This window comes from Pseudokineococcus lusitanus (assembly GCF_003751265.1).
GTDB lineage: Bacteria > Actinomycetota > Actinomycetes > Actinomycetales > Quadrisphaeraceae > Pseudokineococcus > Pseudokineococcus lusitanus.
Genome location: NZ_RJKN01000004.1, coordinates 116,160 through 136,447 on the forward strand (window position 1 = coordinate 116,160; position 20,288 = coordinate 136,447).

At 76.0% G+C, this 20,288-nt stretch carries 16 protein-coding genes; 6 read left to right on the forward strand and 10 right to left on the reverse strand.

Annotation, left to right across the window (positions count from 1 at the left end; all coding sequences use genetic code 11):
* Positions 1-10: 10 nt before the first annotated feature.
* The gene (gene sucC / locus EDC03_RS08685) at positions 11-1,180 is read right to left on the reverse strand and encodes an ADP-forming succinate--CoA ligase subunit beta (RefSeq protein WP_123379845.1); all 1,170 of its coding nucleotides are present in this window, start codon (positions 1,178-1,180) and stop codon (positions 11-13) included.
* Positions 1,181-1,390: 210 nt separating this feature from the next.
* Here sucC and EDC03_RS08690 point away from each other — a divergent pair, with 210 nt between their 5' ends.
* Positions 1,391-3,835, forward strand: coding sequence for an FdhF/YdeP family oxidoreductase (locus tag EDC03_RS08690; RefSeq protein WP_123379846.1), 2,445 nt, complete (start codon positions 1,391-1,393; stop codon positions 3,833-3,835).
* A gap of 115 nt (positions 3,836-3,950) precedes the next feature.
* Here EDC03_RS08690 and EDC03_RS17855 read toward each other — a convergent pair whose 3' ends face one another.
* The 4 genes from EDC03_RS17855 to EDC03_RS17600 all read right to left on the reverse strand — a co-directional run bounded on the left by EDC03_RS17855 (position 3,951) and on the right by EDC03_RS17600 (position 9,503).
* The gene (locus EDC03_RS17855) at positions 3,951-4,112 is read right to left on the reverse strand and encodes an MFS transporter small subunit (RefSeq protein ID WP_199720083.1); all 162 of its coding nucleotides are present in this window, start codon (positions 4,110-4,112) and stop codon (positions 3,951-3,953) included.
* Between the two features lie 13 nt (positions 4,113-4,125).
* Positions 4,126-5,532 (reverse strand): OFA family MFS transporter, encoded by a 1,407-nt coding sequence (locus tag EDC03_RS08695; RefSeq protein WP_422393813.1) that lies wholly within the window; start codon positions 5,530-5,532, stop codon positions 4,126-4,128.
* An 882-nt stretch (positions 5,533-6,414) separates the two neighbouring features.
* Positions 6,415-8,892, reverse strand: coding sequence for a DNA helicase PcrA (gene pcrA / locus EDC03_RS08700; RefSeq protein WP_123379848.1), 2,478 nt, complete (start codon positions 8,890-8,892; stop codon positions 6,415-6,417).
* Positions 8,893-8,993: 101 nt separating this feature from the next.
* Positions 8,994-9,503 carry an NUDIX hydrolase gene (locus EDC03_RS17600; protein WP_158674252.1) on the reverse strand — a complete coding sequence of 170 codons (510 nt, stop codon included), beginning with the start codon at positions 9,501-9,503 and terminating at the stop codon, positions 8,994-8,996.
* Between the two features lie 234 nt (positions 9,504-9,737).
* Here EDC03_RS17600 and EDC03_RS08710 point away from each other — a divergent pair, with 234 nt between their 5' ends.
* Genes EDC03_RS08710 through EDC03_RS08725 form a run of 4 tightly spaced genes read left to right on the forward strand, consistent with a single transcriptional unit; the run spans position 9,738 to position 14,514 of the window.
* Complete coding sequence (locus EDC03_RS08710; protein ID WP_123380080.1) at positions 9,738-10,256, forward strand: NUDIX hydrolase; 519 nt, start codon at positions 9,738-9,740, stop codon at positions 10,254-10,256.
* A gap of 4 nt (positions 10,257-10,260) precedes the next feature.
* Positions 10,261-11,082 (forward strand): nucleotidyltransferase family protein, encoded by an 822-nt coding sequence (locus tag EDC03_RS08715; protein WP_123379849.1) that lies wholly within the window; start codon positions 10,261-10,263, stop codon positions 11,080-11,082.
* Between the two features lie 52 nt (positions 11,083-11,134).
* Complete coding sequence (gene pta, locus EDC03_RS08720; protein ID WP_123379850.1) at positions 11,135-13,279, forward strand: phosphate acetyltransferase; 2,145 nt, start codon at positions 11,135-11,137, stop codon at positions 13,277-13,279.
* Entirely contained in the window at positions 13,276-14,514 is a 1,239-nt protein-coding gene (locus EDC03_RS08725) for an acetate/propionate family kinase (RefSeq protein ID WP_123379851.1), read from the forward strand. The genes pta and EDC03_RS08725 overlap by 4 nt, the downstream gene beginning before the upstream one ends.
* Before the next feature lie 5 nt (positions 14,515-14,519).
* Here the strand turns inward: EDC03_RS08725 and EDC03_RS08730 are convergent, their stop codons facing one another.
* From EDC03_RS08730 to EDC03_RS08750, 5 genes are all read right to left on the reverse strand, one after another.
* Complete coding sequence (locus tag EDC03_RS08730; protein ID WP_123379852.1) at positions 14,520-14,810, reverse strand: excalibur calcium-binding domain-containing protein; 291 nt, start codon at positions 14,808-14,810, stop codon at positions 14,520-14,522.
* Between the two features lie 93 nt (positions 14,811-14,903).
* The gene (locus EDC03_RS08735) at positions 14,904-15,200 is read right to left on the reverse strand and encodes an excalibur calcium-binding domain-containing protein (protein WP_123379853.1); all 297 of its coding nucleotides are present in this window, start codon (positions 15,198-15,200) and stop codon (positions 14,904-14,906) included.
* 83 nt (positions 15,201-15,283) lie between these two features.
* Positions 15,284-16,849, reverse strand: a complete 1,566-nt coding sequence (locus tag EDC03_RS08740) for a carboxyl transferase domain-containing protein (protein ID WP_123379854.1) — start codon at positions 16,847-16,849, stop codon at positions 15,284-15,286.
* Positions 16,846-18,069: a CaiB/BaiF CoA transferase family protein gene (locus EDC03_RS08745; protein ID WP_123379855.1), complete on the reverse strand. Its 1,224-nt coding sequence runs from the start codon at positions 18,067-18,069 to the stop codon at positions 16,846-16,848. The genes EDC03_RS08740 and EDC03_RS08745 overlap by 4 nt, the downstream gene beginning before the upstream one ends.
* A 24-nt stretch (positions 18,070-18,093) precedes the next feature.
* Positions 18,094-19,470: an SLC13 family permease gene (locus EDC03_RS08750; protein WP_123379856.1), complete on the reverse strand. Its 1,377-nt coding sequence runs from the start codon at positions 19,468-19,470 to the stop codon at positions 18,094-18,096.
* Positions 19,471-19,601: 131 nt separating this feature from the next.
* Between EDC03_RS08750 and EDC03_RS08755 the strand changes: the two genes are divergently transcribed.
* Entirely contained in the window at positions 19,602-20,276 is a 675-nt protein-coding gene (locus EDC03_RS08755) for a FadR/GntR family transcriptional regulator (protein ID WP_199720084.1), read from the forward strand.
* The last annotated feature ends 12 nt before the right edge of the window (positions 20,277-20,288 follow it).

A 20,288-nucleotide genomic window follows, 5' to 3' on the forward strand; every position in this document is an offset into this window, starting at 1 on the left:
GGTCCGTCCCTTACTTCGCGGCGGCCGCGAGCTCGGCCGCCTTCGCGGCGGCCCCGTCCATGGTGTCGACGAGCGTGACCAGCGGGTGGGCCGCCTCGTCGAGGATGCGCCGTCCCTCGACGACGTTGTTGCCGTCGAGGCGCACGACCAGCGGCTTCGTGGCGGCGTCGCCGAGGATGCCGAGGGCCTTGACGATGCCGTCGGCCACCGCGTCGCACGCGGTGATGCCGCCGAAGACGTTGACGAAGACGCTGCGGACCTGGTCGTCGCCGAGGATGACGTCGAGGCCGTCGGCCATGACCTGCGCCGAGGCGCCGCCGCCGATGTCGAGGAAGTTGGCGGGCTTCACGCCGTGCGCCTCGCCGGCGTAGGCGACGACGTCGAGCGTGCTCATGACGAGCCCCGCGCCGTTGCCGATGATGCCGACCTCGCCGTCGAGCTTGACGTAGTTGAGGCCCTTGGCCGCGGCCTTCGCCTCCAGCGGGTCGGAGGCCTCGGCGCCCTCGAGCTGCCCGTGGTCGGGGTGCCGGAAGCCGGCGTTCTCGTCGAGCGTCACCTTGCCGTCGAGGGCGACGACGTCGCCGGACTCGGTGCGGACCAGCGGGTTGACCTCGACGAGGGTGGCGTCCTCCTCGCGGTAGACCGTCCAGAGCTGCTGGAAGACCTCCACGACCTGGTCGCGGACGTCGCCGGAGAAGCCCGCCGCGTCGGCGATCTCCTCGGCCTTGGCCCGGTCGATGCCCGTGCGCGGGTCGACGGCCACGCGGGCCAGCGCCTCGGGGCGCTCGACGGCCAGCTGCTCGATCTCCATGCCGCCCTCGACGGACGCCATGGCCAGGAGCCGGCGCTGCGCGCGGTCGAGCAGGAGGGAGAAGTAGTACTCGTCGGCGATCGAGGCGCCCTCGGCCACCATGACGCGGTGCACGGTGTGGCCCTTGATGTCCATGCCGAGGATCGCCTCGGCGTGCGCCTGCGCCTCCTCGGGGCCCTTGGCCACCTTGACGCCGCCGGCCTTGCCGCGGCCCCCGGTCTTGACCTGGGCCTTGACGACGACGACCCCGCCGCCGAGCTCCTCCGCGGCGGCCCGGGCCTCCGCGGGCGTCGTCGCGACGACCCCGCGCAGCACGGGGACGCCGTGACGCTCGAACACGTCGCGGGCCTGGTACTCGAAGAGGTCCACCAGCGATCCTCACCTCGGTGTGCGCGCCCGCCGGTCGGCGGCGCCGCGGCGACCCTACTGGCGCCCGGGGCCACGACCTCCCGGCGACCGCCGCACCGGCCGCCCCCGGCCCCGCCCGGCCCCGTCCGCCGGGCCCGCCGTCGGTGACGGCGGTTACCGTGAGGACGCGCAGGTGCTGCTCGGGCACCGCGTGGTGAGGAGAGCAGGACGATGGCGACCGACGCACCCGTGCAGGACATCGACGGCCTCGAGATCGAGCGCGGTCACATCCACTCCAAGGCGGCCGGTGCCACGGCCGTCGCCGTGGCGCTCAGCCGCTCCGTCGAGCAGATGGGCGTCGTCCGCACGGCCCGCACGCTGGCCCGCCTCAACCAGGTGGACGGCTTCGACTGCACGAGCTGCGCCTGGCCCGACCCGGCCACCGGCGAGCGGCACCTCGCGGAGTTCTGCGAGAACGGCGCCAAGGCCGTCGCCGAGGAGGCGACGCTGCGCCGCATCGGCCCCGAGTTCTTCGCCCGCCACAGCATCTCCGAGCTGGCGGGCCGCACGGACTACTGGCTGGGCCAGCAGGGCCGGCTCACGCACCCGGTCGTCAAGCGCGCCGGCTCCGACCACTACGAGGCCATCTCGTGGGACGACGCCTTCGCGCTCGTGGCGGACCGCCTGGCCGGGCTCGGCAGCCCCGACGAGGCCGTCTTCTACACGTCGGGCCGCACGAGCAACGAGGCCGCGTTCCTCTACCAGACGATGATCCGCGCCTACGGCACGAACAACCTGCCCGACTGCTCGAACATGTGCCACGAGTCCACCTCCGTGGCGCTCGCCGAGACGATCGGCATCGGCAAGGGCAGCGTCAGCCTCAAGGACGTCCAGGAGGCCGGGCTCGTCGTCATCGCCGGCCAGAACCCGGGCACCAACCACCCGCGCATGCTGTCCGCGCTGGAGATCGCCAAGAAGAACGGCGCGAAGATCCTCGCCGTCAACCCGCTGCCCGAGACCGGGCTCATGGGCTTCAAGAACCCGCAGCACGTGGGCGGCGTCGTCAAGGGCGTCGACCTGGCCGACGAGTACCTGCCGATCCGCATCGGCGGCGACATGGCGCTGTGGCAGGCCGTCGGGCACCTCCTGCTGCGCTGGGACTCCGAGTCCCGGGCCGCCGGCGGCCCCGGCGTCGTCGACCACGACTTCCTCGCGCAGCACACCGTCGGGTTCGAGTCCTACGCCGAGGGCGTGCGCGACCTCGACTGGGACCTCGTCGACCGCGCCACGGGCCTCTCCCGCGAGCAGGTCGTCCGCGCCGCCGAGATGTTCCGCGACTCCCCCGCCACGGTCGTCTGCTGGGCCATGGGCGTCACGCAGCACCGGCACGCGGTCGCGACGATCAAGGAGATCGTCAACGTCTGCATGCTCAAGGGCGACATCGGCCGTCCCGGCGCCGGGCTCTGCCCCGTCCGCGGCCACTCGAACGTCCAGGGCGACCGGACGATGGGCATCTGGGAGAAGGTCCCCGACCACTTCCTCGACGCGCTGGGCGAGGAGTTCGGCTTCGAGCCGCCCCGCAAGCACGGCCACGACACGGTCGACTCCATCCGGGCGCTTCGCGACGGCGAGGCGCACGTCTTCTTCGCCATGGGCGGCAATTTCGTCGCCGCGGCGCCGGACACGGACGTCGTCGAGGCGGCCATGCGCAAGGCCCGCCTGACGGTGCAGGTCTCGACCAAGCTCAACCACTCGCACGCGGTCTGCGGCGAGGAGGCGCTCATCCTCCCCGTCCTCGGCCGCACCGAGCGCGACCTCACCGGCGGGCGCGAGCAGGCCATCACGGTCGAGGACTCCATGTCCGCCGTCCACGCGTCCCGGGGCCGGCTGGCCCCCGCCAGCCCGCACCTGCGCAGCGAGGTCGACGTCGTCTGCTCGCTGGGCGAGGCCCTGGCCGCGCGGCTCGCGGACCGCCCCGGCGCCGGGAACGGCGCCGCGCTGGCGGGCATCGACTGGGCGGGCTTCCGCAGCGACTACACGAACGTCCGGCGCTCCATCGCCCGGGTCGTGCCCAGCGCGGCCGCCTACGCCGAGAAGGTCGAGCGCCCGGGTGGCTTCGTCCTGCCGCACCCGCCGCGCGACTCGCGCACCTTCCCCACGAAGGAGGGCAAGGCCGTCATGACGACGAGCCCGCTCGACCTGCTCGAGGTGCCCGAGGGCAAGCTGCTCCTGCAGACGCTGCGCAGCCACGACCAGTTCAACACGACGATCTACGGCCTCGACGACCGCTACCGCGGCATCAAGCTGGCCCGCCGCGTCGTCATGATGAACGAGGCCGACATCGCCGCCCACGGCCTCGTCGACGGCCAGGTCGTCGACATCGCCAGCCACTGGGAGGGCGAGGACGACCGCTGGGCGCGCGACTTCCGTGTCGTCGCCTACCCCACGCCGGTCGGCTGCGTCGCCTCGTACTACCCGGAGAGCAACCCGCTCGTGCCGCTGTCCTCGACGGCCGAGGGCAGCAACTCCCCGACGTCGAAGAGCGTCGTCGTCTCCCTGCACCCGGCCCGCTCCGGCGGCCGCCACCAGGGCACCGACGGCGAGATGCGCGACACCGGCGACTCCATGGACGGGCACGCCCGCCGGGACGACGTCCAGCCCCACGTCCCCAGCTGACGGCCGGCCCGCCCGGGCCGCGGTGCCCGGGCGAGCCACCCGCACGCACGAGAGGCCCCCACCCGACCGGGTGGGGGCCTCTCGTGCCTCCGGCGGTGCCCGCCGGCGGGTGGTGTCAGCCGGTGAAGAGCGCCGACGCGCGGCGCACCGTCTGGACGAGGCCGTAGGCCAGCGGGAGGCCGGCGACGACCCAGCCGACGGCCACCATGACGCGCTGGGTGGACGGCGACGGGTCGTGGGCGCCGGGCTCGGCGGCCGCGGGGGTGCTGCTGCTCATGGGGACCTCCTGGTCAGCCGCGACGGCCGGTCGTGGACGGGGCGCCCGCACCGGTGGCGGTGGGGGCGGCGGGCGTCTCGGGCTCGTGCAGCGCGCTGGAGACGGGGCGCACGAGCAGGTTGGCGACGAAGCCGACGACGAGCAGGACGACCATCGTCAGCAGGGCGGGCCGGTAGTCGGCGGCCACGAGCGAGCCGGGCTCGCCGCGGGCGTCGAGGAAGCGGTTGACGATGAGGGGCCCGGCCACGCCGGCCGCCGCCCACGCGGTCAGGAGCCGGCCGTGGATGGCGCCGACCTGGTAGGTGCCGAAGAGGTCGCGCAGGTACGCCGGGATGGTCGCGAAGCCGCCGCCGTAGAAGGACAGGATGACGAGCGCGAGGAGGACGAAGAGCGCCGTCGACGTCTGGCCGGCGAGGGCGAGCGTCGCGTAGAGGACGGCGCCGACGCCGAGGTAGACCATGTAGATCCGCTTGCGCCCGATGATGTCGCTCGTCGAGCTCCAGACGAAGCGCCCGGCCATGTTGCCGAGCGACAGGAGGCCGACGAAGCCGCCGGCCGCGACCGCCGTGATGGCGGAGGTCGTCCCGTCGCGGAAGAAGTCCTGGATCATCGGCGAGGCCTGCTCGAGGATGCCGATGCCCGCGGTGACGTTGCAGAAGAGCACGACCCACAGCAGCCAGAACTGCGGCGCCTTGATGGCGTTGGCGGCGGAGACGTTCGACGTCGTGACGAGAGCCTTCTTCTTGACCGTGGAGGGGTCGAAGCCGGCGGGCGCGTAGTCCGGCGGCGCGACGCGGACGGTGAAGACGCCGAACATCATGACGACGAAGTAGACGACGCCCAGCGTGAGGAACAGCCGCGCGACGGCGCTGCCGTCGACGTCCGCGATGTCGCCGCCGCTGTAGGCGGTGAGCAGCTGGTTGGACAGCGGGCTCGCCACGAGGGCGCCGCCGCCGAAGCCCATGATGGCCATGCCGGTGGCGAGGCCCGGGCGGTCCGGGAACCACTTGATGAGGGTCGAGACCGGCGAGATGTAGCCGATGCCGAGCCCGATGCCGCCGATGACGCCGTACCCGAGGTACAGCAGCCACAGCTGCCCGGTGGCGATGCCGGCCGAGCCGACGAGGAAGCCCGCCGTCCAGCAGCAGGCGGAGACGAACATGGCGGCGCGGGGGCCGTTGCGGTCGACCCAGGTGCCGAAGACGGCGGCCGACAGGCCGAGCATGACGATGGCGATGGAGAAGACCACGCCGATCGCGGTCTGGCTCGTGTCGAAGTGGTCGACGAGGGCCTGCTTGTAGACGCTGGTCGCGTAGACCTGGCCGATGCACAGGTGCACGGCGAGCGCGGCCGGCGGGATGATCCACCGGTTGAAGCCAGGGCCCGCGACGGTGCGGGATCGCTGGAGGAAGCTGGGCAGCACGGGAACTCCTCGGTAGGTGCACGCGTTCTGCGACGCGCGGTGCCCCGGGACCGTAACCCCGCCACCCCCTCGTCACGGCCCGTGCCGGGCCCGCGCGCCCGATCGGCTCCGACCCGTGACCTCCCGTCCCCCTGACGTGTGACCTCCCCGGGGGCCACCGCACCGGCCCGCCCCCTCCCCCTCTCTCGCGATGTGTGGCCATGACGCGCACCGCGACGGCCTCCACGTCGCGATGTGCGGCCATGACGGGCTCCGCGCCCGCGCGCGGTGCCACGGACGCGCGAGCGGTGCACCTGCTCCGGCAGGACCACCTCCACCGGGTCGAGCCGGTCGAGCAGCGGCACGCCCAGCACCGTGGCGAGGGAGGCGCCCGTGACCTGCGCCTGCGGGGGGATGACGAGGCCGGCTGCCTCGCAGCGGAGCTCGTGCGTCACCACGACCCCCGCGAGCGTGCAGACGCTCGGGAGGAGTCGCTGCACGGAGCCACCGCGCAGCTGCGCGGGCGTCAAGAAGTCTTCGGCCACCGCCTCGCGTCCGAGGAGGACCGGGGGTCGCCGGGAGTCGCGGCGTCGCACGCGGTGAGCGTCGTGAGCCGCAGGAGGACTGCCTACGCCGTCGCCCTCGTCGGTGGACGAGCGACGTCGTCGACCGCCTGTGGACGCGGTCCTCGACGGCATGACCCACCTCGTGACCGAAGGGAGCGTTCCTCAGCACCGTGCGCGTGCTACGTCATGGCCGCACGTCGCGCCTGGACGCCCGCTCCGCCACGCCTCATGGCCACATGTCGCGGTGCGAGAGGGCGAGGGGGCGCCTCATGGCCGCACGTCGCGGGAGGGGCGGCCGGGGCGACGCGTCACGGACGCAGTGGGGTGGCGGGCGTCAGAGCTTCTCGACGGGGGCGTAGCGCAGGAGCAGGCGCTTGACGCCCTGGTCGCCGAAGTCGACGTGCGCCACCGCCTTGTCGCCGGAGCCGTCGACGCGGACGACCGTGCCGAGGCCGAAGGCGTCGTGGGTGACGCGGTCGCCGCCCTCGAGGTGGACGACCTCGCGGTTGCCCGGCGAGCGGACCCCGGGGCGGGTGGCGAGGCGGGCGACCGCCGGCGTCGCCGACGGGGACACCGCGCTGGAGGCGCCGCGGCGCCAGTCGAGGAGGTCCGGGGGGACGTCGTCGAGGAAGCGGCTCGCGGGGTTGTACTGCGGCTGGCCCCAGGCCGTGCGGACGGCGGCGCGCGAGACGTAGAGCCGCTCGCGGGCCCGGGTGAGGCCCACGTAGGCGAGGCGTCGCTCCTCGGCCAGCTCGGTCGGGTCGGTCAGCGAGCGCTGGTGCGGGAAGACGCCCTCCTCCATGCCGGTGAGGAAGACGACGGGGAACTCCAGCCCCTTGGCCGTGTGCAGCGTCATGAGCGTGACGACGCCCTGGTCGGCGGCCTTCCGCGCCGCCTCCCGGTCGTCGGGGTGCGCGCCCTCCCCCGGCTCGTCGGGGATCTCGTCCGCGTCGGCGACGAGGGAGACCTGCTCGAGGAAGTCGCCGAGGGAGCCCTCGGGGTTGGCCGTCTCGTACTCGCCGGCGACGGCGACGAGCTCGGCGAGGTTCTCCAGGCGTGACTCGTCCTGCGGGTCCCGGCTGGCGCGCAGCTCCTCGACGTAGCCGGTGCGGTCGAGCACCGCCTCGAGGACCGCGGCCGGGCCGGCGCCGCCCTCGACGACGGTGCGGAGCTCCTCGAGCATCTCGCGGAAGCGGACGACGGCCGCGAGGCTCCGCGTGGCGAGGCCGGGCGCGTCCTCGGCGAGGCCGAGGGCGGCGGCGAAGGGGATGCGCTCGCGCTCGGCGAGGACGGCGAGGGACGCCTCGGCCCGGTCCCCGATGCCGCGCTTCGGCACGTTGAGGATGCGCCGGAGGTTGACGGTGTCGGTGGGGTTGGCCAGCACCCGCAGGTACGCCAGCGCGTCCTTGACCTCGCGCCGCTCGTAGAAGCGCGTGCCGCCGACGACCTTGTACGGCAGGCCGGTGCGGACGAAGACCTCCTCCAGCGCCCGGGACTGGGCGTTGGTCCGGTAGAACACGGCGACGTCGCCGGGCCGGACGCCGTGCCGGTCCGAGAGCCGGTCGACCTCCTCGGCCACGAAGGCCGCCTCGTCGTGCTCGGTGTCCGCGACGTAGCCGACGACGGGCTCGCCCTGCCCGGCCGCCGTCCAGAGGTTCTTGGGCCGGCGGTCGGGGTTGCGCGCGATGACGGTGTTGGCCGCCGTGAGGATCGTCTGCGTCGAGCGGTAGTTCTGCTCGAGCAGGATCGTCGTCGCGTCGGGGTAGTCCTGCTCGAACTCCTCGATGTTGCGGATCGAGGCGCCGCGGAAGGCGTAGATCGACTGGTCCGCGTCGCCGACGACCGTCAGCTCCGACGGCGGCAGCGCCGCGTCGGCGCCGTCGCCCCCGCGCTCGGCCTCCGCGCCGTGGACGGCCCCGCCCACGAGCTCGCGGACGAGCACGTACTGGGCGTGGTTGGTGTCCTGGTACTCGTCGACGAGGACGTGGCGGAAGCGACGCCGGTAGGCCTGCGCGACGTCGGGGAAGGCCTGCAGCACGTTGACCGTGAGCATGATGATGTCGTCGAAGTCGAGGGCGTTGGCCTGCCGCAGCCGGGCCGTGTAGATCCGGTAGGCCTCGGCCAGCACCTTCTCCGCGGGCGTCCCCTCGGCGGCCACGCGGGAGGCGTACGTCTCGTCGTCGACGAGCTCGTTCTTGAGGTTGGACACCTGGGCGGTGAAGGACCGCGGGGGGTGCCGCTTGGGGTCGAGGTCCAGCTCGCGGCACACGAGGGCCATGAGGCGCTGGCTGTCCGCCGCGTCGTAGATGGAGAAGCTGCTGCGCAGCCCCACCGCCGTGGCCTCGCGGCGCAGGATGCGCACGCAGGCGGAGTGGAAGGTCGACACCCACATGGCCCGGGCCGCCGGGCCGACGAGCTGCTCGACCCGCTCGCGCATCTCGGCGGCGGCCTTGTTGGTGAAGGTGATGGCGAGGACCTCGCCCGGTCGCACGCCCCGCGCCGCCAGCAGGTAGGCGATGCGGTGGGTGAGCACCCGGGTCTTGCCCGAGCCGGCGCCGGCGACGAGGAGCAGCGGCCCGCCCTCGTGCAGCACCGCGGCGCGCTGCGGCGGGTTGAGCCCCTCGAGGAGGGCCAGCGCCCGGGGGGACCCCGGCCCGGTGCGCGGCGGCTCCGCCGGGCCGCCGCCGCGGGCCGCCTGCAGCCGCTCGCGGACGGCCGCCGCCCCCGTCGCGGCGGGCGGGCGCACGGCGGCGGGACCGGAGCCGCGGGGTCGCAGGCCGGGCAGGGGGAGGTCGTCGAAGAGGGCGTCCATCGCCCGCCGAGCCTACGGCGCCGCCCCGAGGCCCCTGCTCCCGCGCGACGGGCTGTGGACGGGCGGGCGGGCCCCCGTGCGGTGGACGCCCCGCGGCCGGCTCAGGCGGTCGGGGCCGTCCGGGCCGCCGCGTCCAGCGCCATGGCCACGACGTCGCCGACGACGACCCGGCCGGCCTCGACGTCGGCCACGGGGACCCACGCCGCCGCGTCGGACGTCCCCCCGACGTCCAGCACCTCGGGCTCGCGGGTGTCCTCGGTGGTCGCGGAGAAGACCACCGAGATGCCGTGGAAGTCCTCCAGCCGGCCCGCGGGCGAGCGGCCCGTGAAGTGGGTCGAGCCCACGTCGAGGACCTCGCCGACGACGACCTCGAGGCCCGTCTCCTCCTGCGCCTCGCGGTGCGCGCCGACCCGCGGGTGCTCGCCGTGCTCGAGGCCGCCGCCGGGCAGCGTCCAGACACCGGGCCGGGGCGTCCCGGGCGACAGGCGGGTCAGCAGCACGGTGCCGCCGCGCCGGCACAGCACGTAGGCCGCCACCCGCTGACGACGCACGGCCTGCTCGTCGGCGGGGGCGGCGCTGACGCGGGCGGGCTCGGGCGCGGGGTCGGTCACGTCGCAGCACGCTACCCAGCGGCCCGTCCCGCGGCCCGGCGCGCACCTCGCCGCACCGCCCCGGGGGCCGCCGACCGGCAGCCCTACGTCGACCGTCGACCTCGACCGGAGGTCGAGGTCGAGACCTGCGCGGCCTCCCGGCGACCACGACCGGCCACCCGCCCCGCCGACCCGCCCCCGGCGGGGACGGGGACGGCCGGGCCCGGCGTCGCGGCCCACCCCTACCCTCGCGGCATGCCCCCGTCCGCCCCCGCCCCGCTGCGACGCCGCGCCTACGTCCTGGCCCTGCGCGTCTTCCGGGCGCTGCCGGCCCCCGCACGGCGCGGCCTCGTCCGGGCCGGCACGCCCGGGTTCACCGTGGGCGCCGTCGTGGCCGTGACGCACGGGTCGGACGTCCTCTTCCTCCGCCAGCCCCACCGGGTGGGGTGGAGCCTCCCCGGCGGCCTGCTCGACCGCGGCGAGCGCCCGGCCGAGGGCGTCGTGCGGGAGGTGCGCGAGGAGACCGGCCTCGACGTCGAGGTGGGCCTGCCCGTCGCGACGGCCGTCGACGCCCGGGTGCGCCGCGTCGACGTCGTCTACCGGCTCCGCGTCGACGAGCGGCCCCGCGTGGCGGTCGGGGGCGAGGCCCAGGGCTTCCGGTGGATCGCCCTCGACGAGCTGCGGGACGCCGACGACTCGACCCGCGCCATCGTCCGGGTGCTGCAGCAGTCCGACCGGCCGGGCTGCTACGACGGCCGGGTCCTCCCCCGCTGACGTCGTGGGCCCCCACCTCGCGGGCGTCGTCCTCGCCGCCGGCGCCGGCACCCGCCTCCGGCCCCTGACGGACCTGCGTCCCAAGGCCCTGTGCCCCGTCGGCGGGACCCCGCTCCTGCACCACGCGCTCGACCGCCTCCGTCCCGCGCTGCCCGCGACGGGCGACGCCGAGGCCCTCCTCGCCGTCAACGCGCACGCCCACGCCGACCAGGTCGGGGCCGTGGTGCGGGGCGGCCCGGCACCGCTCGCCCACCTGCAGCGCGAGCGCGAGGCCCTCGGCACGGCCGGGGCGCTCGGCGCGCTGCGGGGCTGGCTGGACGGGCGCGACGTCGTCCTCACCAACGCCGACGCCTGGCTGCCCGCCGGCCTCGACGGGCTCCTCGACGGCTGGGACGGCGAGCGCGCCCGCCTGCTCGTCGCCCCCGCGGCGGACGGCCACGGCGACCCGCTGGCCGCGCCCGGCACACGGCCGGGGGGCCCCGTCCGCTACGTCGGCGCCTGCCTCCTGCCGTGGCGTCTCGTGCGCGACCTCGCCCCCGTGCCGACCGGCCTCTTCGAGGTGGTGTGGCGCCCGGAGCGCGACGCGGGCCGGCTCGACCTCGTCCGCACGGAGCAGGCGGCGGTGGACTGCGGCACGCCCGCGCGCTACCTCGCCGCCAACCTGGCGGCGTCCGGCGGGACGACCGTCGTCGGCGCGGGCGCCCGGGTGGACGGCACGGCGGAGCGGTGCGTCGTCTGGGACGGCGCCGTGGTCGAGCGGGGCGAGCACCTCGTCGGCGTGGTCCGGGCCGAGGGCGGGGGCCGTCGCCTCACCGTCGGCGGCTGAGCGGTCCCGTCCGCCCGGGCACCGGCCCGCCTCCGCCGTTAGCGTCGGGGCCGTGGCCAGCCTCTACGTCGCCTCCGTCGAGGGCGAGACCCGCAAGTCGACCGTCGCGCTCGGCGTGCTGGCCGCCCTCCGGGCGCGGGCTGCCGCCACGGGCGGCACCGTCGGCGTCTTCCGCCCGCTCGTGCGCGACGACGTGGGCCGCGACGACGTCCTCGACGTCCTGCTGTCGGAGCTGGCCGACGGCGGCGAGGTGGACGACGACACCTACGCCGCGAGCGTCGGCGTCGGCTACGAGGCGGTGCGGACCGACACCGGGGCCGCGCTCGACGAGGTGGTGGCCCGCTACCGCGCCCTGGCCGCCCGGCACGACGCCGTGATGGTGCTCGGCAGCGACTACACCGACGTCGCCGGGCCGACGGAGCTCACCCTCAACGCGACGGTCGCGGCGGACCTCGCCCTGCCCGTCCTCCTCGTCGTCAAGGCGCTCGGCCGCTCGCCCCGGGAGGTGCGGGCCGTGGCCGACGTCGCCCGCGCCGAGGTCGAGGCGCACCACGCGCAGGTCGTCGGGGTCGTCGCCGCCCGCGCCGACGCGGGCGCGCTCGAGCAGGTCGTCGCCGCCCTCGGCGCCCCCGGGCGCGACGGCGCCGCGCTGCCCGCCTTCGCCCTCCCCGAGGAGGCGACGCTCACGGCCGTCGGCGTCCGCGACCTCGTCGAGGCGTGCGACGGCCGGCTCGTGCTCGGCCGGGAGGAGGACCTCGACGACGTCGCCGGCGGGCTCGTCGTCGCGGCGATGTCCATGCCGCACGCCCTCGAGCACCTCGTCGACCGGGCCGTCGTCATCGTCCCGGGCGACCGCAGCGAGGTCGTCCTCGGCCTGCTGACGGCGCACACCTCGGCGACCTTCCCGCAGCTGGGCGGCGTCGTCCTCACGGGCGGCTTCGCCCTGCCCGACGTCGTCGTCCGGCTCCTCGAGGGGCTCGGCAGCACGCCGCCCGTCGTCTCGACCGAGCTCGGCACGGTGGAGACGGCCGCGTCGCTGCTCGCCGTCCGCGGCCGGCTCTCCCGCCGGACCGAGCGGGCCCGCGCCCAGGTCCGGGCGGCGCGCGACCTCTTCGCCGCGCACGTCGACGGCGAGCGCCTGCTCGACCTGGCCGAGCACGCGGACGTCCGCACGACGACGCCCCGCGCCTTCGCGGCCGTGCTCGCCGAGCGCGCCCGCAGCCACCGCAAGCACGTGGTGCTCCCCGAGGGCCTGGAGCCGCGCGTGCTCCACGCGGCCGCCGAGCTGCTGGCGGGCGCCGTCGTCGACCTCACGCTGCTGGGCCCGGAGCAGGAGGTCCGCCAGCTCGCCGAGGAGATCGGCGCGGACGTGGCGGCCGCCCGCGTCGTCGACCCGGCGACGTCGCCGGACCGCGGCCGCTACGCCGCCGAGTACGCCCGGCTGCGCGCCCACAAGGGCGTCACCCCCGAGGCCGCCGACGGGCTGCTCGTGGACGTCACGCGCTTCGCGACGCTCATGGTCCACCTCGGCGACGCGGACGGGATGGTCTCCGGTGCCGTCCACACGACGGCCGAGACGCTGCGCCCGGCCTTCGAGGTCATCAAGACCGCGCCGGGTCGCGACGTCGTGTCCAGCGTCTTCCTCATGTGCCTGCCGGACCGCGTCCTCGTCTACGGCGACTGCGCCGTCAACCCCGACCCGGACGCCGCCGCCCTCGCCGACATCGCCGCCAGCAGCGCCGACACCGCGGAGGCCTTCGGCGTCGAGCCGCGGGTCGCGATGATGAGCTACTCGACCGGTGGGTCCGGCTCCGGCGCCGGTGTCGAGAAGGTCGTCCGGGCGACGGCGCTCGTCCGGGAGCAGCGCCCGGACCTGTCCGTCGAGGGGCCGATCCAGTACGACGCCGCCGTCGACGCGGGCGTCGCGCGCACCAAGCTGCCCGACTCGGCCGTCGCGGGCCGCGCCACGGTCTTCGTGTTCCCCGACCTCAACACCGGCAACACGACCTACAAGGCCGTGCAGCGCAGCGCCGGCGCCGTCGCCATCGGGCCCGTCCTCCAGGGCCTGCGGCGACCCGTCAACGACCTGTCCCGCGGGGCGCTAGTCCGCGACATCGTCAGCACCGTCGTCATCACCGCCGTCCAGGCGCAGGCCCTGGACGGCGCCCCGAGCCAGACCGAGGAGGCCGCCCCGTGAGCGGTGCCGTGCTCGTCGTCAACAGCGGCTCGTCGAGCGTCAAGTACGAGCTCGTCGAGGTGACCGGCGTCGAGGACGGCGTCCCGACCGGTCGGACGCTGGCCGTCGGCCTCGTCGAGCGGATCGGCACCGAGGGCGCCGCGCACCTGCGCCACCGGCGGCCGGGCACCGACGGGGCGGCGGCGAGCACCGCCGAGAGCGACCTCGACGCGCCCGACCACGCGGCGGCGCTGGCCGCCGTCGTCGAGGCCTTCGCCGCCCACGGCCCCGACCTCGGCGAGGCGGGTCTCGTCGCCGTGGGCCACCGCGTCGTCCACGGCGGCGAGCGCTTCTCCGCCCCCGCGCTCGTCGACGACGACCTCGAGCAGGCGGTCGAGGAGCTCGCGGCGCTGGCGCCCCTGCACAACCCGGCCAACCTCGAGGGCATCCGCGTCGCACGCCGCGCCGTCCCCGACGTGCCGCACGTCGCGGTCTTCGACACCGCCTTCCACGCGACCGTGCCGCCCGCCGCGCACACCTACGCGCTCGACCGGGCCCTCGCCCGGCGGCACGGGGTGCGGCGCTACGGCTTCCACGGCACGTCGGTCGCGTCGGTCGTCCCCCGCGCGGCCGCCGTCCTCGGCCGGCCGGTGGAGGACCTGGCGGTGGTCGTCCTCCACCTCGGCAACGGCGCCTCCGCCACCGCCGTCCTCGGCGGCCGCAGCGTCGAGACCTCCATGGGGCTCACGCCGCTCGAGGGGCTCGTCATGGGCACGCGCCCGGGCGACGTCGACCCCGGGGCGCTCCTCCACCTGCTGCGGGCGGGCGGCCTGTCCGTGGACGAGCTGGACACCCTGCTCAACCGCCGCAGCGGCCTCCTGGGGCTGGCCGGCGCCTCCGACCTCCGCGAGGTGGAGCGCCGCGCCGGAGAGGGCGACGACGACGCGGCCCTCGCGCTGGACGTCCTCGCGCACCGGGTCCGCCACTACCTCGGCGCCTACGCCTTCGCGATGGGCCGCCTCGACGCCGTCGTGCTGACCGCGGGGGTCGGCGAGAACAGCGCCGGCGTCCGCGCCCGTGCCCTCGACGGCCTCGCCGGCTTCGGCGTCGTCGTCGACGAGGAGCGCAACGCCGAGCGGTCCGACCGGCCGCGCCGCATCTCGCCCGACTGGTCGCCGGTCGCCGTGCTGGTCGTCCCGACGGCCGAGGAGCTGCAGATCGCGCACGAGGCGCTGGGGGTCGTCGGAGGCGGCTGACCCCGCTACCGCCGCTCGCAGACGATGCCGTCGTCGTCCCGGTCCAGGTCCCGGTTCGGCGCACCGTCGTTGAGCTGGTACACCGCCCGCGAGACGGCGAAGCCCCGGACCGGCGTCCCGGTCGTCCGGTCCCGGCTCGAGGAGCTCACGGCGACACCACGCGGGTAGACGGCGTTCAGCGCCGAGCAGGTGGCGTAGGCCCGCGCGGCCGGGGCCGCCGCGGCCGGCGGCGCGACGACGCCGGTGGCCAGGAGGACGCCGCCCAGGACGGCGGCGGTGCGGGTGCGGGCGGTCACGGGTCCTCCGGTGTGGGTGCGCGGGCCTCCCACGGTAGAGCCGTCGCGGCTGACGTCCCCGCGGTCGGCCCGAGCCGGCCGCGGGGTCGCCGCCTACTTCTTCTCGCAGGCGATGCCGTCGTTGTCGCGGTCCAGGTCCTTGTCCGGCGCGCCGTCGTTGAGCTGGTAGACGGCCTTCGACACGGTGAAGCCCGTGACCGGCTTGCCGGTGGTCTTGTCCTTGCTCTTCGAGCTCACGGCCACGCCGTGCGGGTAGACCTTGTTGAGGGCGGTGCAGTTGGCGTAGGCCTTGGCGGCCGGCGCGGCCGCGGCGGGCAGCGCCGCCGTCGCCGTCGTCGCGAGGAGCACGCCGCCCAGGACGGCGGCGGCGGTGCGGTGGAGCGCGGGCATGGGTGTTCCTCCGGTGCGGTGGGCCACCCGGTCGGGTGGTGCTCGTCACCGTACGGTCGCGACCGACTGCTGCGCAGGCGTTCTCAGGCGTCCGTCGTCGCCGCCCGCCCCAGCCGCCGGTACCGCGCGTGCCGCGCGGCGAGCCGCTCGTCGGGGTCGACGGTCGCGAGCCGGGCGATCTCCGCCTCGACGACCCGTCCGACCCGGCGGCAGAAGTCCTCCGGCTCGGCGCCCGCGTGCGGACGCTCGGGCACGACGACGTCGACGACCCCGTCCCGCACGAGGTCGGCCACGCGCACGCCCTGCTCGGCGGCCATCTGCGCGGCGTGCTCGACGTCGCGGTGCACGATGGCGCTGGCGCCCTCGGGCGGCAGCGGGGACAGCCAGGCGTGCTGCGCGGCGACGACGCGGTCGGCCGGCACGAGCGCGAGCGCCCCGCCGCCCGTCCCCTGGCCGAGCAGCACGCTGACCACCGGCGCGCGCAGCGTCACGAGCTCGGCGAGGCAGCGGGCGATCTCCCCGGCCAGCCCGCCCTCCTCCGCCTCCACGGACAGCGCGGCGCCCGGGGTGTCGATGACGGTGACGAGCGGCAGGTCCAGCTGGTCGGCGAGCGCCATGCCGCGGCGGGCGGCGCGCAGGGCGGCCGGGCCGAGCGGCGCGTCCGGCGTCTGCCCCCGGCGGTCCTGCCCGAGCAGCACGCACGCCGCCCCGCCGAGCCGGGCCAGCGCGAGCAGCAGCCCCGGGTCGCTCTCCCCCGCCCCCGTGCCGTGCAGCGGGACGACGTCGCGCGCGGCGTAGCGCAGCAGCCGACGGATGCCGGGGCGCTCGCCGCGGCGGGACAGGGTGACCGACTCCCACGCCGGCACGTCGGGCAGCCGCGCCACGTCGGCGGCGGGGACGGCGTCGCCCTCGTCGAGGACGGGCACCCGGCCGGGCGCCGGCGCCTGGAGCACGCTGAGCGCCCGGTCGGCGACGTCGGCGAGCCGCTCGTGCGGCACCACGGCGTCGACGAGTCCGTGCGCGTGGAGGTTCTCCGCCGTCTGCACGCCCTCGGGGAAGGCGCTGCCGTACAGCGCCTCGTAGACGCGCGGCCCGAGGAAGCCGACGAGCGCCCCCGGCTCCGCGACCGTGACGTGCGCCTGGCTCCCCCACGAGGCGAAGACGCCGCCCGTCGTCGGGTGGCGCAGGTACGCGAGGTACGGCAGGCCGGCGGCCTTGTGCGCCGCGACGGCCGCGGAGATCTTCACCATCGTGAGGAAGGCGACCGTGCCCTCCTGCATGCGCGTGCCGCCCGACGACGGCGCCGCCAGCAGCGGCAGCCCCTCGGCCGTCGCCCGCTCGACGGCCTCGACGAGGCGGTCGGCCGCCGCGACACCGATGGACCCGGCGAGGAAGCCGAACTCCCCGGCGACGACGGCCACGCGACGGCCGCGCAGCCGCCCCTCGCCGGTGACGACGGCCTCGTCGGCGCCCGAGCGCTCGGCGGCGCGCGCCAGCTCGGCGTCGTAGGCGGGGGTGCTGCGCGGCTGCACGGGCGGGGCGTCCCACGAGCGGAAGGTGCCCTCGTCGAGGACGAGGTCCAGCAGCTCGCGGCCCCCGCGCCGGGGCGGCCGGGGCGCGGCGCCCCGGCCGGCGGGCGACGGCGTCACGCGCCCTCGCCGTCGAGCCAGGCGCGCACGGCCGCTCCGTCGGCGTCGAGGACGGGCGGCGCCGCATGCGTGCGCCGGGTCGTCTCCGCGCCGTCCCCGTCGAAGAAGCGCAGCGGCGGGCCCGGCAGCGAGACGGTGCCGAGCGTGGCGTGCTCGACGTCGACGAGCAGGCCCTGGCTGCGCGTCTGCTCCCACCCGTAGACCTCGTCCATCGTCCGCACCTTCCCCGCCGGCACGCCGATCTCGGCGAGCCGGGCGAGCAGGTCGGGCGCGGACCACGAGGCGAAGACGCCCTCGACGAGGGCGACGACCTCCTCGCGGCGCGCCACCCGCTCCGGGTTGGTGGCGAGGCCCTCGAGAGCCGGGTCCAGCCCGAAGCCGTCGCAGAACCGCTTCCACAGCCCCTCGCTGCCGACCGCGATCTGGACGGAGCCGTCCGCGCACCGGAACAGCCCGTACGGGCTGATGGACGGGTGGTGGTTGCCCTGCGCGCGCCCGACCTGCCCCGCGACCGTCCACCGCGTGCCCTGGAAGGCGTGGACGCCGACGACGGAGGCCAGCAGCGACGTCCGCACCACCTGCCCGCGGCCGGTGCGCTCGCGCTCGAGCAGCGCCGCGAGGACGCCGTGCACGCCGGTCATCCCGGCCAGCAGGTCGGCGATGGGCGTCCCGACGCGCTGGGGGTCGTCCGGGCCGGAGCCGGTGATGGACATGAGCCCGGCCTCGCCCTGCGCGATCTGGTCGTAACCGGCGCGCCCGCCCTCGGGCCCGTCGTGCCCGAAGCCGGTGATCGACAGGACGACGAGGCGCGGGTTGAGCTCGAGCAGCCGCGACGTCGGGAAGCCCAGCCGGTCGAGCACGCCCGTGCGGAAGTTCTCGAGGAGCACGTCGGCCCGCTCCACGAGCGCCGTGAGGTACCGGCGGCCGTCGTCGCTCTTGAGGTCGAGCGCCACCGACTCCTTGCCGCGGTTGCACGACATGAAGTACGTCGACTCCCGGTCGCCCCCGCCGGGCGGGTCGACGAAGGGCGGGCCCCACCCGCGGGTGTCGTCGCCCGTGCCCGGGGTCTCGACCTTGACGACGCGGGCGCCGAGGTCGGCGAGCACCATGCCGGCGTGCGGCCCGGCGAGGGCGCGGGTCAGGTCGACGACGAGGGTGCCCGCGAGCGGGCCCCCGCCCGGTGCGCCCTCGGCGACGCCGGGCTGCGGGGTGACGGTCATGTCGGCTCCTGGGGGCTCGGGTGGTCAGGACGTCGGGAGGACGAGCACGAGCCAGGTGACGAGCGGCGCGACCACCATGAGCGACATGCCGTAGACCATGAGCGAGCGGAAGACCTTGTCCCGCTGCGCCGGCTCGGCGTTGGCGACGACGAGGGCGCCGTTCGTCGAGAAGGGGCTGCAGTCGACGACCGAGCTCGAGATGGCGAGCGCGATGACGAGGCCGACCGTGCCGACCTCGCCGGCGAGGAGGAACGGCACCGACAGCGGGATGAGCGTGCCGAGGATGCCGGTCGTCGAGGCGAAGGCCGAGACGACCGCACCGATGAGGCAGATGACGAGGGCGGCGAGCAGCGGGGCGCCGAAGCCGGCCACCGCGTCGCCGAGCCGGTCGATCGTGCCCTGCTCGCTGAGCAGCTCGACGTAGGTGACGATCCCGCCGATGAGCAGCACCGTGGCCCAGCTGACCTTGTCGACGGCGCCCTTGGCGGAGGCCGGGAAGACCAGCGTGAGGACGACGGCCACGGCCAGGGCGGAGAAGCCGACGTCGAGGTCGAAGCCGAGGGCGAGGACGACGAGCAGGCCGAGGCCGACGAGGGTCGAGATCTTCTGGGCGTCCAGGGCGGGCGCCGGCGCCTCGTCGGGCGCCTCGTCGCGGCGCCCGCCGCTGCTGCGCAGCCGCTCGCCGCGCTCGACGAGCGAGCTCGGCGTGCCCTGCACCGGGGTGCGCGTCGTCGCGCTGGCGGCGAGGGCGTCGGCGGAGAAGGCCTCGTCCCGGCCGGAGCGGTCGATCCGGCCCCCCTCGACGTCGCGGTTCCGCAGGACGAGGTAGGCGAGGACGTTGAGGACGACCGCGGACAGCACGCTCGCGAAGAACAGCCGCAGCGGGAAGGTCTCGAAGTCGTTGTCGCCCACGACACCGTTGGTGATGAGCCCGAAGACGCCGATGGGGCTGAAGGAGCCCGCCGTCGCCCCCTGGACGACCATGAAGCCCATGAGCACCGGGTTGATCCGGTTGCGGACGGCGAACTGCATGGCGACGGGGGCGATGATCGCGACGGCCGCCGGGGTGACGGCGCCGATGGACGTGATGGCGCCCGCGACGAGGGCCATCACCCAGGGGATGAGCGCGACGCGCCCGCGCACCGCGCGCACCGCGGCGTGGACGATCCAGTCGACGGTCCCGTTGTTCTTCGCCAGCGCGAAGAGGTAGGTGACGCCGACGAGGATGACGAAGAGCGTGGCCGGGAAGCCGGCGAGGACGTCCGGCGCCTCGAGGCCGAAGACCGTGGTGCCGACGACGAAGGCCGCGACGAGCGCGAGCGCACCCATGTTGACCGGGCGCACGGTGGCGACGAGGAAGACGGCGGCCAGGACGAGCAGGCCGATGAGATCTGGGGACACGGGCGGAGCACCTCGGTTCGACGGTGAACGACGGTGGGCGCCTCCCGTTCCGGTGGCGCAGTGGCCTAGCCTCTTGTCCACGAGGGTGCCTGTCAACGTCGACACGGCCCGCGGGACCGGAGGTGGTGCGCGTGGACGACGACGGCACACGGGTGGTCGGCGCGCCCGGGGACGTCGGCGGCGGGCGGGCGGGACGGGCGCGCGGCGGCCTCCACCGCCTGCGCCGCCCACGCCTCTACGAGCAGCTGGCGGACCACATCACGGCCTTCATCGACGCCCAGGGCCTGTCCCCCGGCGAGCGGCTGCCGCCCGAGCGGCTGCTCGCGGAGCAGCTCGGTGTCAGCCGGGCGACGCTCGCCCAGGCGCTCGTGGCGCTCGAGGTGCGCGGCGTCGTCGACGTCCGGCACGGCGACGGCGCTGTCCTGCGCGAGGACCGCGCCGCGCGGCACGCCCGCGTCCGCGAGGCGCTCGACGCGCCGGGCACGACCGCCCCGGACCTCGCCGAGGCGGTCGTCGCCGCGGTGGCGGGCCTCGTGGACCTGGCGGCCGGCCGGGCCACCGCCGCCGACCGGGCCGAGCTCGCCGCGCTGGCGGACGACGCCGACGTCGACCTCGGCGACCTCGCCCGAGCCCTGGCCGCCGCCGCGTCCTCGCCGGTGCTCGCCGAGCTCGTCGCGGCGCTGGCCCCCGACGGCGGGGCCGCGGCGCTGGGGGCCCGGCCGCGGGACGTCGTCCGGGCGGTGGCGGCCGGCGACACGGCCGGCGCCCGCGCGGCGCTGCGGGACCGCGCCCGGCCGGCTCCCTGAGGGGGGCGACCG